Source organism: Calothrix rhizosoleniae SC01 (assembly GCF_900185595.1).
Taxonomy (GTDB): Bacteria; Cyanobacteriota; Cyanobacteriia; order Cyanobacteriales; family Nostocaceae; genus Calothrix_A; species Calothrix_A rhizosoleniae.
In genome coordinates, this window is sequence record NZ_FYBH01000322.1 from 1 (window position 1) to 17,098 (window position 17,098).

Here is a 17,098-nt window from a genome sequence, read left to right on the forward strand (position 1 = left end):
AAGAGCTGGAAATTTGAGTTTGGTTAAATGAAGCAGCAATACTGCTCATGGGTACGAGTAAGGATGCAGCTAATATGGTGGATGCGGAAATTGTGCGCCAGTTCATAATGTATCTCCTGTAAATATTTGAGTTAGTAAAGTCTTGAATAAGCTTAGTTATGCTTGGGAACAATTTAATCCTAAGCAATTTACTAGCCATTTACATGAACCCATAATCCCAAATCCTAAGAGCCTCAAGTACTATAGCCATATAGTACTTTTGGTCTATATACAATTCATGCAGATAGTACCTGGGCAACTTTGAGCTACTGATTACTTTGACTTACTATGAAAAATAGTAAAAATATTGACAGCAAATGGCTGTTGTGGTTATGCAACGGTTGATTTGGAAAAAACACCCTTTTCCTCTTTTATTCTATTTAGAGCTAACTCTATTAGTAATTGGCTTATTGGCGGCATTTTCTCCCTTACGTCCTCACAGGCATTTTTTCCCGAATGCACAGGATATACCCGATATTCTTAAATCCATTACTTTGCCAAATTTGGGATTCAGGTTCCGCCCGATTATCATTCCCATTATCGCTGTGTTGGCTACCTTGGGTTTACGATTACCCTTTGGTTCTCGCTTTGCCCAAATTATGTATACAAACCTGGGATTTGCCTTGAGTTGGTTAGCTGTACTCTTGGGAGGAAGGGGAGAAAGGGTGTTTCCTTCCCTGTTGCTGGTGGTAGTAATCCGTGCTTGTTTGATGTTCCCTTGGAACGGGCGTATTCTAGTAGCGATCGCTGCTTATGTTTCTTTCCTAATGATGCTATTTATGTCATTTATAGGTATGACTCCTTTTGGCATTCCTGTAGGTAGAAGATTACCTCCTCCTTTACGCAAATTACCAGATGAGGTGGTACAACCTTTTTTTCTTAATTTAAAGCTGAACTCGGCATTATTGTTTGGTTTAGTTTTAATATTTGTATTCCTTTTAATAGGTACTTTACTGGCTGAAAAACAAAGCCGTCAAGAACTATCTCTTGCCAATCGTCGTTTGCGTGAATATGCATTGTTAATTGAAAACCAAGCTACCCTACAGGAAAGAAACCGTATTGCTAGGGAAATTCATGATTCTGTGGGACATTCCCTCACAGCACAAAGCATTCAACTAGAAAATGTGGCAATGCGATTAGATGATCAAGATGTGCCACAGGCTAATCAACATCTGCAAAAAGCTCGACAATTAGGTAAAGAAGCCTTACAAAATGTGCGTCAGTCAGTTGCGACTCTCCGCAATCATCCTTTAAAAGGAAAATCTCTCACGGTTGTTTTAACCAAATTGATACAAGAATATGAGAAAACAACTGGCATTCAAATTCATTCTCAGATAAACTTAACTTCTCCCCTAGCAACGGAAATATCTACAGCCATCTACCGAGTCATTCAAGAAGCGTTAACTAATATTTCTAAACATAGTCATGCAGATAAAATCAGTCTTGTTCTCAAGGAAAGAACCACTGGTATTTTAGTGGTAATAAAAGATAATGGTCGAGGTTTCCATCCCCAAGAAAATACCACAGGATTTGGAATTCAGGGGATGCGAGAAAGAATAGAAGTATTGGGTGGTCATCTGAATCTCACCAGTCAACCTGGTCAAGGTTGTAAAATTAATTTTATAATACCACTGTCGGCAGATGAAAATCCGAGTTTTACTGGTTGACGATCAAAGCATTATCCGGGAAGGTCTTGGTAGCTTATTACGCAGTAAGCCTGATATAGAAATTGTGGGTGAAGCGGAAAACGGTCAAGTTGCCGTAGAATTAGCGATCGCTCTTAAACCTGATATTGTACTCATGGATGTACGAATGCCAGTTATGGATGGAGTTGCAGCAATTCGTTCCCTACACCAAAAAGTTCCTGACATCAAAGTTCTGGTACTGACAACTTTTGATGATGATGAATATATTACTAAAGCGATGGGCTTTGGTGCTAAAGGATACTTACTTAAAGATACCCCCTCAGAAGAACTAGCGGAAGCTATCCGTGCAATCCATAAAGGCTATACCCAAATGGGGCCAGGACTCTTTGACAAGGTAATGCTAGCTCATGGTACCGTGGAGCCAGAACCATCTCCTGAGTTTGACTTATTAACCCCTAGGGAAAAGGAAGTATTAGAATTAATTGCCCAAGGATTGAATAACCGGGAAATTGCTAAGGCTCTGTATATCTCCGAACGCACCGTTAAGAATCATGTTAACAGTATACTAAGTCGGCTGAATCTACGCGATCGCACCCAAGCAGCTATTTTTGCCAGCCGTCTGAAGGGATGAGGGAAGGAGTGAGAGAGTGAGGGAGTGAGGGAGTGAGGGAGTGAGAGAGTGAGAGAGTGAGAGAGTGAGGGAGTGAGAGAGTGAGGGAATAATATCTGTATGTAATTAATGTGCAGATGAGTTTATTGAGTATGAGTCGAGAGTTTATCAAAAGTCATAAGGACTTGAAAGTGTATAAAATGGCATTCGATTCAGCAATGGAGATTTTTTATTTATCAAAAAAGTTTCCTGTCGAAGAGAGATATTCTCTTACGGATCAAAGTCGTCGTTCTTCCCGTTCTGTATGTGCTAATTTAGCAGAAGCATGGAGTAAGCGAAGGTATAGAGATGCATTCATTGCCAAATTGAGTGATGCTCAGGCAGAAGCAGCAGAAACTCAAACTTGGTTAGAATTTTCTGTTAAATGTAATTATTTAGAAACTGAAACTGGGCGCGACCTTTACAGAACCTATAATTCAATTCTAGCCATATTAGTAAGCATGATTCATAACCCAGATAAATGGATTATCCACACCAAAAAATAAGCATCACTCCCTCACTCCTTCCCTCCTTCCCTCTTTCCCTCCTTCCCTCCTTCCCTCCTTCCCTCCTTCCCTCTCTCACTCTCCCTCACTCCTCTTACCACCTGTAAACTTCCCCCTGCATACAAACGGGGTTCATCCACTTGAAAACCAGTCTTCCTCAACAATCCCCCTAAATCTGTCCGCAGTAAATTCCAAGCAGTCTCTGTCTCAAATAACCAGAAAAACAACCACACACCAGGTACAAACAGCAAGTTTGTGGGTTGATGGAAATCTACCAAGGTAAATACCCCACCGGGTCGTAAAACACGATATACTTCTTTGAGAATCTTTTGCAATTGGTCTGGTTGCATTTCATGTAATGCTGCACTTGTATGTACCAAATCAAATTCTCCATCTGCAAAAGGCATATTCTCGGCAAATGCTTCCACATAATCAGCCTGTGGTACATTTTCCTTTGCCCTTTGCAAAGATAAAGGTGAGGCATCTAAACCAGTGACATTTTGTGAATACTTGACTAAAAATTGTGTCGTTTGTCCACTACCACAACACAAATCTAAAACTTTGGTATCTGAATTAATGATTAAGTTTTGTAAGGCAAGTTGGCGAAAACGCTTCTCACCCCCCACGCTCAAAGCTGCTAAACGGGATATGCCGTCGTAGAACCATTGATAGCGGTAGCTCAAGTCCCTGAAAATTGTTGCCATTGCGTCATTCCTTCACATTAACTTATATATTTAATAAAGACAGATTGTGAATATTAGTAAAAAACTGAAAAGCTAGGGGGATTATAACTGCTATGGGTCGTGTAGGTGTCTTATTACTTAATCTTGGTGGTCCAGATAAATTAGAAGATGTAGGGCCATTTTTATATAATTTGTTTTCCGATCCGGAAATTATCCGCTTGCCATTTACCTGGTTGCAGAAACCTCTAGCTTGGTTTATTGCTACTAGACGCACCCAGAAATCACAGGATAATTACCGTAAAATTGGTGGTGGGTCACCCCTGAAAAGTATTACTGAAGCTCAAGGTGAAGCACTGAAAACAAAACTGGAAACCTTAGGACAAGATGCCAAAATATACATCGGTATGCGTTACTGGCATCCATTCACAGAAGAAGCGATCGCCAAAATTACCAAAGATGATATAGAACATCTAGTTATTTTACCCCTATACCCCCAGTTTTCTATTAGTACTAGTGGTTCTAGCTTCCGACTTCTAGAGAAATTTTGGCAACAAGACTCTAAGCTAAAACAACTTCCATATAATGCTATTCCTTCTTGGTATAAACAACCATGCTACCTCCAGGCAATGGCAGAACTGATTGCTCAAGAATTAGATCAGTTAGAGAATCCCGATGAGGCGCATATTTTCTTTAGTGCCCACGGCGTACCTAAAAGCTACGTTGAAGAAGCAGGAGATCCTTACCAGCAGGAAATCGAGGAATGTACGGAATTAATTATGGGTACCCTCAATCGACCTAATCCCCATTCCTTAGCTTACCAAAGCCGGGTTGGTCCAGTGGAATGGCTCCAACCCTACACGGAAGATGCAATTGAGGAGTTAGGCAAGAAGGGAGTCAAAAATTTAGTGGTAGTGCCTATTAGCTTTGTCTCTGAGCATATTGAAACCCTGGAAGAAATAGATATTGAATACCGGGAAATTGCTGAGGAAGCAGGTATCCATAATTTCCATCGTGTACCGGCTCTAAATACCCATCCCCTGTTTATTCAAGCATTAGCTGATTTAGTTGTTGAGAGTTTAGAGCCATCTCCTCTCACATTTGCTCAAATCAATCAAATGAAGAAGAAAGTGAAGATTTACCCCCCAGAACGTTGGGAATGGGGAATTACCACTTCTGCAGAAGTTTGGAATGGAAGGATAGCCATGTTAGGTTTTATTGCATTAATTGTAGAAATGATTACAGGTCATGGTTTTCTACATATGGTGGGTATTTTGCAGTGACGTACCCTCACTTCCGCTTTGCGGTAAGTGTGGGCTTCTCACCGACTCGTCTATGACGACATTGACTGAGCTTTAAGACCGTGCGCCCCACGGTTTTTTATATTTATAGCCGCATTCCAATCCCTGCAAATGCTGGTATGACATACCGGGCAGTTATGCATTCTTTGGGATAACGGCTTTTTTACTACATGACCGCAATTAGAACATGATTGACTTGTACCGTTAGGAGATACAGGTATTACTCGCAAACCAGCATTTTCGGCTTTGAATGTGAGTATATTGATAAACCCACATTCCGCATCATGAATCGACTTAGCCAATCGTGTTCTAGCAAGTCCTTTGACATTCAACTTTTCAACAGCAATTACATCATATTTAGATAGCAATTTTTTAGCTGTTTTGAAATGGAAATCTTTTCTGGTATCAGCTACTTTTTTATGCCTGATACCTAATTTTTTAATTGCTTTCTTTCTACGTTTAGAACCTTTGTTATTTATGGTTCGGGTTCCTACCTTGTCTACTTTCCCACCTTGTTCTTCAAGTCTTGCCAGCATACCCCTGTGAGAGGGTGGGCATTGCCCACCCTAGTATTATTTAGGCTTCATCCAAAGCAGCAATACCAGGAAGTACTTTACCTTCTAGTAATTCCAAGCTAGCACCACCACCAGTAGAGATATGGCTCATTTGCTCGGCTAAACCAACTTTTTCCACAGCAGCGACAGAATCACCACCACCAATAATAGTGGTAGCACCACCTTTACCAATTTCTGCTAAGGTATGAGCGATCGCTTCTGTACCCACAGCAAACTTATCAAACTCAAATACACCCATAGGGCCATTCCAAATTACACCCTTACAATCTGCAAGAGCATCTTGGAATACTTTGACGGAATCAGGACCAATGTCCAAACCCATCCAACCATCAGGGATATTATTGACGTTAACAGTTTGGGAATTAGCATCGGGAGCAAAATTATCTGCTACCACCACATCGGTAGGTAACAAGAAACTTACACCTTTTGCCTTTGCTTTCGCTTCCAATGACTTAGCTAACTCTAACTTGTCTTCTTCCACCAGGGACTTGCCGACATTCAAACCACGAGCCTTGTAGAAGGTGAAAATCATCCCCCCACCAATGATTAACTTGTCGCACTTCTCCAACAGGGTTTCAATCACGCCAATTTTACTGGAAACTTTAGAGCCACCAATAATTGCTGCTAAGGGGCGCTGGGGATTTTCGATTGCGGCTTGCAGATATTGCAATTCCTTCTCAATTAAATATCCAGCTACAGAAGGGCTCAAATATTTAGTTACACCTTCAGTGGAAGCATGGGCGCGGTGGGCAGTACCAAAAGCATCATTGACATAGAAATCAGCATTAGCTGCCAATTTTTTGGCAAATTCCGGGTCGTTTTTCTCCTCTTCGCCATAGAAACGGACATTTTCCAGTAACATTACTTGCCCGTTTTGCATTGCTGCTACTCTTGTAGCCACATCATCACCAATACAGTCATCGCACTTAATGACTTCCTGCTTTAACAACTCAGACAAGCGTTGAGCCACTGGAGTTAGGCGCATTTTTTCGTTGACTTTACCCTTTGGACGACCAAAGTGACTGCTTAAAATTACCTTAGCTCCCTTCTGGATTAAATCTTGGATAGTTGGTAGAGCCGCACGGATACGAGTATCATCGGTTATTTGACCTGCATCATCAAGAGGTACATTAAAATCAGCCCGAACTAAAGCACGCTTACCAGATACATCACTGGCAGATAATTTTGCTAAAGTTTTTTTTCCCACAGCACAAACCTCCTGATTGCCTTTTTGTTATTGTTTTGTAAGTAGAACCATCCAGATTTTACCGGACTCAGGGGGACGGAGGTAAATGTAATGTTCAAAACTATTTTATTTCCCATCGATCAAAGCCGAGAAGCAAGGGAAGCGGTTGATGTGGTGATCAATCTTGTCAACACTTATGGCAGTCGCTTAATTTTGTTAAGTGTGGTGGAAGAAGCAGAATCCTCAACTGGGGAAATTATGTCTTCACCTGAGACAGTTGCTAAATTGTTGGAGAATGCCAAATCTTTGTTTACTCAACAAGGTATTGACGCTAAAGTCATTGAGCAGCAAGGAAAACCAGCTTTTACCATTTGTGATGTGGCGGATGAGGAAAATGCCAATCTGATTGTTATGGGTTGTCGGGGATTGGGATTAACCGAGGAAGGGGCAACAGATAGTGTGACTAACCGCGTGATTAATCTTGCGCCTTGTCCGGTGCTAATTGTGCCTTGATTAAGGGAGTGAGGGAGTGAGAGAATGAAGGAGGGAAGGAGTGAGAGAGTGAGAGAGTGAGGGAGGGGATGGGGTGATGATGTATTGCAATCCAAAATCTAAAATCCAAAATCCAAAATTGTATTAGTTGGGTCATATCGCTTTACACTGAATAATCACCCCCACACATCCCACAACCTAGGAGTTTGTCTATGGACTTCTTGAGAACTACTGACAAAGATTTCAATGCTAAATTCACAGCCTTAGTAAATGACCGCCGAGAAGCTACAGTGGATGTCAGTGGAACGGTACGAGAAATTCTGGCTGATGTCAAGGTACGTGGTGATGAGGCGATTCGGGAATACACCAATCGTTTTGACCATTATAATCCTACCTCTTTGGCTCTGAGTAGTGACGCGATCGCTCACTATGCACAACAATGTCCTGCTGATGTCAAAACCGCTTTGGAGGTAGCTGGGGAGCGAATTACTGCTTTTCATCAACAACAACTACCCCAAAATATTGCCTATGCCGATGCTGTAGGTGTTAATTTGGGATTAAGTTGGGTGGCTTTATCTACTGTGGGTATTTACGTACCCGGAGGTAGAGCTAGTTATCCGAGTTCTGTATTGATGAATGCTTTACCTGCCAAAATTGCTGGTGTAGACAGGATTGTGATGACAGTACCCACCCCTGGTGGTGAAATCAATCCCATAGTATTGGCGGCTGCACAAATTGCTGGGGTAACAGAAATATACAGTATTGGAGGAGCCCAAGCAATCGGCGCTTTAGCTTATGGTACCAAAAGCATCGCCCCCGTTGATAAAATTGTAGGGCCAGGTAATGCCTATGTTGCTGAAGCCAAACGTCAGGTATATGGAATAGTAGGTATTGATAGCATTGCTGGACCATCGGAAATTCTGGTAGTGGCAGATAATAAAAATAATCCTCAGTGGATTGCCTGGGATTTATTGTCTCAAGCAGAACATGACCCCAGTGCCCAATCTATTCTAGTTACAGATTCGGAAGATTTTGCTCACCAAGTTGTTGATGCGATCGCAGATATTCTTCAAGATTTACCCACTCAAAAAGTAGCAGGTGCCAGTTGGGAAAAATATGGGGCAGTAATTGTAGTGGAAGACTTGGCAGCTAGTATGGATTTAGTGAATAAATTAGCACCAGAACATCTGGAATTATGCGTAGACGAGCCGCGAAAACTAGCCCAACAGATTCGCTGTGCTGGTAGTATTTTCCTTGGCAGAAATACCCCAGAAGCCATTGGTGATTACGTTGGTGGACCAAATCATGTTTTACCCACTTCTAGATCTGCCCGTTTCTCCTCTGGTCTAAGTGTGTATGATTTTATGAAACGGATTACTTATTTAGAATGTGATGACCAATCATTACAAGAAATTGGCAAAGCCGCAGTTACCCTAGCACAAGCAGAAGGTTTACCCGCCCATGCAGGTAGTGTCAATATACGATTGCAGCAGAATTAAAGTAATAAGTAATAAGTAATAAGTAATAAGTAAGAGTTCAAGGTTCGCTGATTTGTTTGGAGTTCGAGAAATTGCCTAAAAACATAGAATCTAACTTTAGGAATACAGGTATCTGAAATCTGCTGTATTACTTATGACTTACACTGCACCCGTTGCTCCCAAGCCAAACTAATCGCAATAAACAACACAGTTAACCCCTGAATCGCATAAACCACCGTCACAGGTACACCAGCACTACGCTGCATCACATTCGCACCACTTCTCAATGCTGCAAAAAATAAAGAAGTCAACACCACCCCTAATACACTACCACGACTGAGAAAAGCGATCGCAATTCCATCAAAACCATAACCAGGAGAAACCTGTTCAAACAAGCGATATTTGGCTCCCATCACTTCACAACTACCTGCTAACCCAGCTAAACCACCAGCTATAACCATTACCCAAATGATAGTACGCTCTACAGACATCCCCGCATAACGGGAAGCAATGGGGTTAAAACCGACAGCAGTGATTTGATAGCCAAAAGGCGATCGCGCCAGCAATATCCACAACATTCCTGCTACAATTAACCCTAGGAAAATCCCCCCGTGTGCCAAGCTTCCCGGTAAAATTATTGGTAGCTGGGCAGATTTAGCAATTAATGGTGAATAGGGACTAGGAGCATTCGGTGCTTGCAGGGGATTCTGTACCAAGTAGCTAATTATATTGATGGCAATGTAATTTAACAACAAGGTGGTAATGACTTCATTCACTCCCCTAAATGCTTTGAGATAACCAGCTAACCCACCCCAAATTGCACCACAAACAAATCCTGCTAACAATGCTAAGGGTATGTGTAACCAGGGTGGTAAGCCTTGCACATACAACCCCACTAATGTACTTCCCAAAGCACCAAAATAGATTTGTCCTTCTCCACCAATATTAAATTGTCCGGCACGTAATGCAACTAATATCCCTAAACTAGTAAGTAGTAAGGGTGTCATTTTATTGAGGGTATTGCCAAAACCAAAGTAAGTAAAAATTGATTCCTTGATTAAGGCACTATAGGCAGATATAGGATTTGCTCCAGCCAACAAAATTAAAATAGCTCCTAACAATAATGCTAGTGCGATCGCAATTATCGGTGAGATAATTATTAGTAGGGGTTGAGTTGATTTAGTTGCAGTCAAAATAATTTTGGATTTTGGATTTTGGATTGCCGAGAACCCCGAATGTTCCCAAAATTCGAGGTTCTATTATTTTTATATCAAGTATTACTCACCAAAATAGGGAGTAGGGAGTAGGGAGTAGGGAGTAGAGAGTAGGGAGTAGGGAGTAGGGGAAGAGGAAAAATACCCTACTCCAGGATGGTTTGTTAGCGTTAGCGTTAGCGAAGCGTCTCCTGAAAGGAGATAGCGTGTCCGGTAGGAAATAGCCCCCGGATTTATCCGTGGAAAGTTAAGAAAATTTGGGTGGAGGGGCGCGCTTGCGGTGACAGACAAAACGTCAACATTAAATCCCCTACTTTTAAGTATGGGGCATCCCTACTCCCACGCCCCTACTCCCTACTCCCTCGTTAAAACTCTTTTTTGATATTCTTGTTCCGTAATAATATCAAAGTTACTGACTAAACGATCCAAAAATGATATTCCATGTAAATGGTCAATTTCATGTTGAAATATACGCGCCACAAAATCTGTAAAACTTTGTTTCTTCAACAGACCATTCCTATCAGTATATGTAACTTCAATCTCTTGATATCGAGGTACTAAACCCCGAATTCCAGGAATACTCAAACAGCCTTCCCATCCCTTGACCATTTCCTCAGAATGGTTGATGATTTGAGGATTAATTATTGCCGTCGGTTCCATATCTGGAGCATCTGGATATCTAGAACTAGGGTGAGAAGCCACAATAAATATTTGGTAAGACTGGGCAATTTGGGGAGCCGCAATGCCTACCCCATTAGCCTCAGCAGCCGTAGCTATTAAATCATCAATTAGTTGTTGAATCTGGCGATCGCTAATATTTTCAACTGGCTTTGCTGGTTGGCGTAATATCGGATTACCTAATTGTATAATTGTCATTAACTGAGACATTAACAAACCTCCTCAATGTAATTTTTAGGGAAGTAATATCAATATAACTAATGCTTTATTTTAGTCATTGATCTATTTGTGATCGCCTGACCGACAAATGAAAAGATACAAGCCCCTAAATTGATTTATAGACAAATAATCAATAATTGTGCCAGGATGCATAAGCATTCTTTCGCAATTATTTATGATTTCATAACTTTAGACATGGGAACAATCGAAAATCCAAAATCTAAAATTTTTATGACCTATTCCTATCCACTGGCAAAGGAGCAGGTTTAACAATTACTTGTTTCGTCTGCCCTCGACTTTGTATTTGGAGTTTTAAATCTTCTCCAATTTTACTTTTCTCGACTATTTTTTGTACCTGTTCAGTATTAGTAACAGACTGATTATTAATACTTTGAATCACATCTCCCGCCCTGAGTCCAGCACGAGAAGCAGGAGAACGGGGAACTACACGCACTAACAAAACACCCTTATCCGCATTTATATTGAAGTTATTTAATTCAGCCTGTAGCCTCTCCTTCAATTCTTGGTTTAAAGTTGTCATCACAATCCCCAAGTAGGGATGATCTACCCGTCCCTTGGTAATTAATTGTTGAGAGATTCGTTGTACGGTGTTAATCGGAATAGCAAAACCCAAACCTTGAGCGCCACGAATAATCGCCGTATTCATCCCAATTACTTGACCACGAATATTCAACAATGGTCCCCCAGAATTACCAGGATTAATTGCTGCATCAGTTTGCAGATAGTCTACTCGTTTATCACCACTAGCACCAATATCACGGCTAGAACGACCTGTAGCACTAATAATACCAGAAGTGACAGTATAATCTAAACCCAGAGGATTGCCGATGGCAATCACAGGTTCTCCAGATTGTAACTGCTGGGAATTACCCAAAGGGACAACAGGTAAACTCTTGGCATCTATTTTAATCACAGCCACATCTGTAACTTTATCTTCACCCAATACCTTACCGTCAAAACTACGTCCATCTTTCAGCGTTACCGTTACCACATCCGCACCATCCACGACGTGGGCATTTGTTAAAATTTCCCCGTTAGAATTGATAATAAATCCGGAACCATTACCCCTTTGTACCCTTTGTCTAGTTTGTGGTGGTAATTGATCCCCAAAAAAACGCCGGAAAATCGGATCATTAAATTCACTAGGTACTTGAGAACTAATGGTTCTAGATGTATCAATCCGAACTACAGCTGGACCAACTTTTTCTACAACTTTGACCACAAAATTAGGATCCCCAGAAGAAGCAATAATTGGGGGAGGGGCAATTGATGGTTTATTCTGAGTCGGCTGTGATACAGGAGTTTGCGCTGTCGAGTTTTGCTGTTGTAAAGGATTGTTGATAGCAGAACATCCTCCCGCAATCACCGCAGTTAACCCACTCAAGAGGAGTAATTTCGGTAAAACTCGAGTATAAATTTGTTGTGGTTCCTTGTTTTCCGTTTTCATAGGTCTTTACTTTTCTTTGTGATTCAGTGAGGTGGTAGGATGTTGCCTACCGGGGGTGTCCAAAAAAAGATTACAACTTAAAAGGCAATTTTCGAGATCAAACCCGTTTTGCTTAATTGGTACTTCCTTTATATTTTCTATTTTGACAAGTAACAGCCAAGGTGGTAGACAATGCAAATTTCTATAGATAATTTATGGAGTCAGGTACTAGAGCGGTTACAACTAGAACTGTCCCGTCCCACCTTTGAAACTTGGATTAAAACGGCTAGTGCTGAAAGTTTGGAAAATAATTGCTTAGTAATTCGCACCCCCAATCCATTTGCTCGTAATTGGTTGCATAAATATTACATAAATACCATTGCTCATGCTGTTAAAGATATTCTTGGTTATTCTGTAGAAATTTACATCACTGTTGCCCAAGGAGATGATTTATCCACCATTGGTGAACGAGATGCTAGTTGGGGGTTACCTGCTGCTAATCAAATTGTTGCCCAGTCTGTTCCCCAAAACCGGGTGAAAACTGCGGACTTAAACCCCAAATATATATTTTCTCGGTTTGTGGTTGGTGCTAACAATCGCATGGCTCATGCAGCTTCATTAGCAGTTGCAGAATCTCCAGGTAGAGAGTTTAATCCCCTATTTCTATGCGGTGGGGTGGGTTTAGGTAAAACCCATCTCATGCAAGCGATTGGTCATTATCGTTGGGAAATTTGCCCTGATTCCAAAGTATTTTACGTTTCTACAGAAAAATTTACCAATGATTTAATTACGGCTATCCGTCGGGATAGTATGCAGAGTTTTCGGGAACATTACCGGGATGCAGATGTTTTATTGGTGGATGATATTCAGTTTATTGAAGGTAAGGAATATACCCAAGAAGAATTTTTTCATACCTTTAATACCTTGCACGAAGCCGGAAAACAGGTAGTCATTGCCTCAGATCGACCCCCGAATCAAATACCTAGACTACAAGAACGTCTGTGCTCCCGGTTTTCTATGGGGTTAATTGCTGATATTCAACCACCAGATTTAGAAACCAGGATGGCAATTTTGCAGAAAAAGGCTGAATATGAAAATATTCGCTTACCCAAGGATATTATTGAATACATTGCCAGTAATTACACATCTAATATCCGCGAGTTGGAAGGAGCATTAATTCGGGCATTAGCTTATATTTCCATTTGGAGTTTGCCCATGACTGTAGAAAATATTGCTCCAGTATTAGAACCCCAAACAGAGAAAGTCGAAGCTACTCCAGAAGTTATTTTGAAAATTATCACTGATAATTTTAATCTATCCATTGAAGATATTAAAAGTAATTCTCGACGGCGGGAAATTAGTTGGGCACGTCAAATTGGTATGTATCTGATGCGGCAACACACTGATTTGAGTTTACCCAGAATTGGAGAAGAGTTTGGCGGTAAAGATCACACTACTGTCATCTACAGTTGTGAAAAAATTACCCAGTTACGAGAAACGGATCCAGCTCTAGCTGAGACTCTACGCCAACTTAGCGAACGCTTGACTATCACCAAAAGCCCTGGTAATTAACCATACTGAATCATCTTGCCTTTTGGAGCAATCACCACAATCCTAAATTGTAACTTTCCACTAAATTTCTCAATTATTAATTTAAATATAAAAAATGATTAAGCAATAATTAAATTGTGGAAAAAAAACAATTTTTTGTGGAAAACCAGATAAATACTTGTGGAAAACTTGATGAATTTTAGTTAATCTGTGGAAAAAAATCTATTTATCCACATATTTTCCACAGACACCTAGTGAGTTATACCATGTCCGGTTAAAGACTTATGGTTAAGACTGCAAAGGGGCAGGGAATAGGGTGCAGGGTGCAGGGGACAGGGGGCAGGAGGAGAAAAAGTTTTAAGATGCTTGCACCATGATCTGAATAATAAGTAATCTTCCTGACTTAGTATTACATACTATTTTGCTTACTAATGTCAAAAGTTTTCCACAGCCAGTCAGAGGCAGGGGAGCAGGGAGTAGGGAGTAGGGAGCAGGGAGCAGGGGGCAGGGAGCAGGGAGCAGGGAGCAGAGAGAGAAGCCCCGTACATGAATGTAGAGAGCAGCGCAGTCTTGGGATTTCCTGGTCAAATTGAAGTAGTACCCGTCATCACCGTCTTGCCAGTAGGTAATGATAATCCTTCCTTGGGTTCAATGGTAACAAAGACTTGGGTGGTCTTTCCCCATTCCTTCAAGGGAATTTGCAACATAACTTTGCCTTCAGCATCGGGTGTAAATTTAGCACACTTCACTTTCTGCTGATTTACAAATGCCCAGAGTCGATAAACTTTATCTTCCGCGATGGGAGGTAAATTTTGTAGAGTTAATACAGCTGCTTGAGAATTTGGTGCAATTACTAAACTTCCAGAAGCAGGTACATTTGTTGTTGTACCCTTGAGAGCCAGCAAACGATTGTTAGGCTGTTTTAATATGGCTACAGCCTGTTGATAGTGGGATAATTGATTCTGGGTGTGTGTGAGTTCTTTTTGTAACTCAGATAATGATATCTTTTGGCGATAACTGGATAAATCTGATTGAGCGATCGCTAACTGCTTTTGCAATTGATAATTGTATAATCCTAAACTGGCAATAAATGCTGCTGCCATACCACCCACTAACCAAAACCAAGGTTTGGTAATTCGCCGTGGTTGCAATCTAATTTGCTTATCCTTTTCCACCCCTGTTACTAGCTGATTCTCAGCCGCTTGGAGAATTTGCGATCGCAAATTTGCAGATGGTGAAGACTTAGGTAAAGATAGGGGAAATAGAGCTAAGGTTGCCTGCAAGCTGTTTACTTCATCTGCCAATTCCGGATATGATTGCAAATATTCCTGTACTTTGACCGCATCTTCTGGAGTTAAATCACCCAAGACGTACCCTGCCAATAGAGATTCCCAGTCTTGGGGTAGTTCAAGACGTTCCATAATTAATCTACTAAGTCCTTCAATAATTTTCTCAGCTTTAAAAGTCCTTGCCGTGTACGTGTTTTTACTGTGCCTAAAGGTATATTTAGTGCATTAGTAATTTGCGATTGGCTGAGTCCTTGATAGTAAGCCATAGTCAGAACTTGGCGCTGATTCTCTGGTAATTCTTGTAACGCTTCACCAACTATGTGGGAGATTTCCGTCACAGAAACCTTATCCATTAGATTGTTATCAGAATTAGTGGGAAGATTACGCTGACATCTTTGTAGGAGTTGTTGTTGCGATCGCTTTTGACGCAGACGGTTAATTGCCCTCGATCTAGTCATGGTCAACAAAAACACAATCATTGTTCCCCGACTTGGGTCGTATTTAGAATTGCGCCAAAAGGCGAGAAAAATCTCTTGGGTTAAATCTTCCGCTTCAGTTTGCTCGCCTAAGATTCGCAAAGCCAGACGGTACACAGCCTCACCATAGCGATCATATATAATGCCCAGTGCTGACAAGTCACCGAATTGCAAAGTTTGAAATAGTTCTACATCAGTCTGATTTGATATACTCATGTTTCAAACTGTTCACCGATTGCAAGTCCCATGATTTTACATAAACCAGCGAATGCCAGTAACTAAATAGTAGCCTCCTGCGAGAATCAGTAATGCACTTCCTAAGCGGATTACCCAATCAGATTGAGTTAATAATACCTGCCTTTGTTTTACCAGTCCGGTGAATAGACTGGCGAAGAAAATCACCGCAGTATAACCTATAGCGTAAGTAACCATAATTACAATACTAAATAGTTGAGAGCCCGTAGCTGCTGCTGCTGCCAATACAGAAAAGAGTACTGGACTAGCACAGGGAGAAGTCACCAAGGCAAAGGTTAAACCCACACCATAGGGGCCAGCTACTGGTATAGAAAATTGTTTTTTCGGTAAGGGTAGATGAATTAAGCCAGCAAAACTCAAACCCATTAACAAAATCACCACACCAACAGCTATATTCACATGTCCACGAAATTCTACCATTACTGCTGATGCTAAGGATGCAAATAACCCAAACAGACTAAATACAGTGATTGCTCCCAACACAAATAATCCTGCTTTGAAAAATGCATCCCGGCGAGAAGCAATTTTGAGGGTGCCAATGTAGCTGAGGTTAACTGGTAATAGGGATAAAATGCAGGGAGAAATACTGGCAATTAAGCCACCAACAAAAGCTACAGGAATTAAAATTAAAGGACTATTATTATTCTGATTTTCTAACCATTTATGGAAAGGGGTTTCGATGGCTGAGACGAAGTTTTCCATGCTGTCATACCAGCTTTGGAATTGATTGCCAAATACGATTAAAATAATAGTTCCAATAAATAATAAGCCAGGTAACAGGAATTTTTGCAATTTCAGTTTAGCTTTATTTGGTGTTTGTGGGTATTGCTGATTATGTGTAACAATATCCCGGTGATTGTAATCTGGTTCAGAAGTCAAAATATATCTCCCCGAAAATTAACTATAAGATGCGAGCTTATTATTTATACAGTTATGAGTCTAAAATGGATTTATCGAATTATATTTTTTGGTAAATATATAATCTTTTATTTTTCAGCAAAGGTAAGGTGGGCAATGCCCACCCTACAAATCCAAAATATGATAATTAAAATTAAAATCAATTAAAACTTATTGATTGATTTGGTCTATAGCTGTATTTAAAACTTCTACATAATCCTCCTTGTTAGAATTTTTACGAAACAATTTAAAAACTTTACCTGTTGCAGGATCAAGAATACCAACAGTAGCTGTTTTTGATTTGTGAGTTGCAAAAAAGTTTTCCAATCCTAATTTTTTAGCTTTTGCTTCAGCAGCTTGAGTAGTTCCTTTATCGGTGACATCTAAAACTACAAAATTTGCAGTGTCCGCATAATCTTTCTTGAGAGCTTCTAAAGTGGGCTTAATTTTGCGGCATCCCGAACACCAAGTTGCAAAAATATCCACAAGTACAGGCTTACCTTGTAATTCTTGTGCTAAG

General features: G+C 40.7%; 17 protein-coding genes. 7 read left to right on the forward strand and 10 right to left on the reverse strand.

Annotation, left to right across the window (positions count from 1 at the left end; genetic code table 11):
* The first annotated feature begins 356 nt into the window (after positions 1-356).
* The 3 genes from CALSC_RS19575 (at position 357) to CALSC_RS19585 (ending at position 2,840) form a co-directional block, all read left to right on the forward strand.
* Positions 357-1,706, forward strand: coding sequence for a sensor histidine kinase (locus CALSC_RS19575; protein ID WP_200817694.1), 1,350 nt, complete (start codon positions 357-359; stop codon positions 1,704-1,706).
* Positions 1,681-2,316: a response regulator gene (locus CALSC_RS19580; protein WP_088242962.1), complete on the forward strand. Its 636-nt coding sequence runs from the start codon at positions 1,681-1,683 to the stop codon at positions 2,314-2,316. The genes CALSC_RS19575 and CALSC_RS19580 overlap by 26 nt, the downstream gene beginning before the upstream one ends.
* 131 nt (positions 2,317-2,447) lie before the next feature.
* On the forward strand, positions 2,448-2,840 hold the full coding sequence (locus tag CALSC_RS19585; RefSeq protein WP_088242963.1) for a four helix bundle protein: 393 nt from the start codon (positions 2,448-2,450) through the stop codon (positions 2,838-2,840).
* An 11-nt stretch (positions 2,841-2,851) separates the two neighbouring features.
* Here the strand turns inward: CALSC_RS19585 and CALSC_RS19590 are convergent, their stop codons facing one another.
* Complete coding sequence (locus CALSC_RS19590) at positions 2,852-3,544, reverse strand: class I SAM-dependent methyltransferase (protein WP_088242964.1); 693 nt, start codon at positions 3,542-3,544, stop codon at positions 2,852-2,854.
* A gap of 92 nt (positions 3,545-3,636) precedes the next feature.
* On the opposite strand from CALSC_RS19590, the gene hemH reads away from it, so the two are divergent.
* Positions 3,637-4,803, forward strand: coding sequence for a ferrochelatase (hemH, locus tag CALSC_RS19595; RefSeq protein ID WP_088242965.1), 1,167 nt, complete (start codon positions 3,637-3,639; stop codon positions 4,801-4,803).
* Between the two features lie 50 nt (positions 4,804-4,853).
* Here hemH and CALSC_RS19600 read toward each other — a convergent pair whose 3' ends face one another.
* Positions 4,854-5,357, reverse strand: coding sequence for an RNA-guided endonuclease InsQ/TnpB family protein (locus CALSC_RS19600; protein WP_235006865.1), 504 nt, complete (start codon positions 5,355-5,357; stop codon positions 4,854-4,856).
* Positions 5,358-5,397: 40 nt separating this feature from the next.
* Positions 5,398-6,603, reverse strand: a complete 1,206-nt coding sequence (locus tag CALSC_RS19605; RefSeq protein ID WP_088242966.1) for a phosphoglycerate kinase — start codon at positions 6,601-6,603, stop codon at positions 5,398-5,400.
* A gap of 90 nt (positions 6,604-6,693) precedes the next feature.
* Here CALSC_RS19605 and CALSC_RS19610 point away from each other — a divergent pair, with 90 nt between their 5' ends.
* Together CALSC_RS19610 and hisD are read left to right on the forward strand one after the other, a co-directional pair.
* Positions 6,694-7,095, forward strand: coding sequence for a universal stress protein (locus CALSC_RS19610; RefSeq protein ID WP_088242967.1), 402 nt, complete (start codon positions 6,694-6,696; stop codon positions 7,093-7,095).
* 191 nt (positions 7,096-7,286) lie between these two features.
* Positions 7,287-8,573 carry a histidinol dehydrogenase gene (hisD, locus tag CALSC_RS19615; protein WP_088242968.1) on the forward strand — a complete coding sequence of 429 codons (1,287 nt, stop codon included), beginning with the start codon at positions 7,287-7,289 and terminating at the stop codon, positions 8,571-8,573.
* 131 nt (positions 8,574-8,704) lie between these two features.
* Here the strand turns inward: hisD and CALSC_RS19620 are convergent, their stop codons facing one another.
* The 3 genes from CALSC_RS19620 to CALSC_RS19630 all read right to left on the reverse strand — a co-directional run bounded on the left by CALSC_RS19620 (position 8,705) and on the right by CALSC_RS19630 (position 12,131).
* A complete protein-coding gene (locus CALSC_RS19620; RefSeq protein WP_088242969.1) occupies positions 8,705-9,745 on the reverse strand; it encodes an ABC transporter permease in 1,041 nt (346 codons plus the stop codon).
* A 375-nt stretch (positions 9,746-10,120) separates the two neighbouring features.
* Complete coding sequence (gene def, locus CALSC_RS19625; RefSeq protein WP_088242970.1) at positions 10,121-10,654, reverse strand: peptide deformylase; 534 nt, start codon at positions 10,652-10,654, stop codon at positions 10,121-10,123.
* A 238-nt stretch (positions 10,655-10,892) separates the two neighbouring features.
* Entirely contained in the window at positions 10,893-12,131 is a 1,239-nt protein-coding gene (locus CALSC_RS19630; RefSeq protein WP_088242971.1) for an HhoA/HhoB/HtrA family serine endopeptidase, read from the reverse strand.
* A 171-nt stretch (positions 12,132-12,302) separates the two neighbouring features.
* Between CALSC_RS19630 and dnaA the strand changes: the two genes are divergently transcribed.
* Positions 12,303-13,682: a chromosomal replication initiator protein DnaA gene (gene dnaA / locus CALSC_RS19635; protein WP_088242972.1), complete on the forward strand. Its 1,380-nt coding sequence runs from the start codon at positions 12,303-12,305 to the stop codon at positions 13,680-13,682.
* A 563-nt stretch (positions 13,683-14,245) separates the two neighbouring features.
* Here the strand turns inward: dnaA and CALSC_RS19640 are convergent.
* From CALSC_RS19640 to CALSC_RS19655, 4 genes are all read right to left on the reverse strand, one after another.
* Positions 14,246-15,082 (reverse strand): anti-sigma factor, encoded by an 837-nt coding sequence (locus tag CALSC_RS19640; RefSeq protein WP_088242973.1) that lies wholly within the window; start codon positions 15,080-15,082, stop codon positions 14,246-14,248.
* Positions 15,083-15,084: 2 nt separating this feature from the next.
* Positions 15,085-15,642, reverse strand: a complete 558-nt coding sequence (locus CALSC_RS19645; RefSeq protein ID WP_088242974.1) for a sigma-70 family RNA polymerase sigma factor — start codon at positions 15,640-15,642, stop codon at positions 15,085-15,087.
* Positions 15,643-15,678: 36 nt separating this feature from the next.
* Entirely contained in the window at positions 15,679-16,560 is an 882-nt protein-coding gene (locus tag CALSC_RS19650) for a cytochrome c biogenesis protein CcdA (protein WP_235006866.1), read from the reverse strand.
* A gap of 189 nt (positions 16,561-16,749) precedes the next feature.
* Positions 16,750-17,098: TlpA family protein disulfide reductase (locus CALSC_RS19655; RefSeq protein ID WP_088242975.1), on the reverse strand; the 349-nt coding region annotated here is incomplete at its 5' end.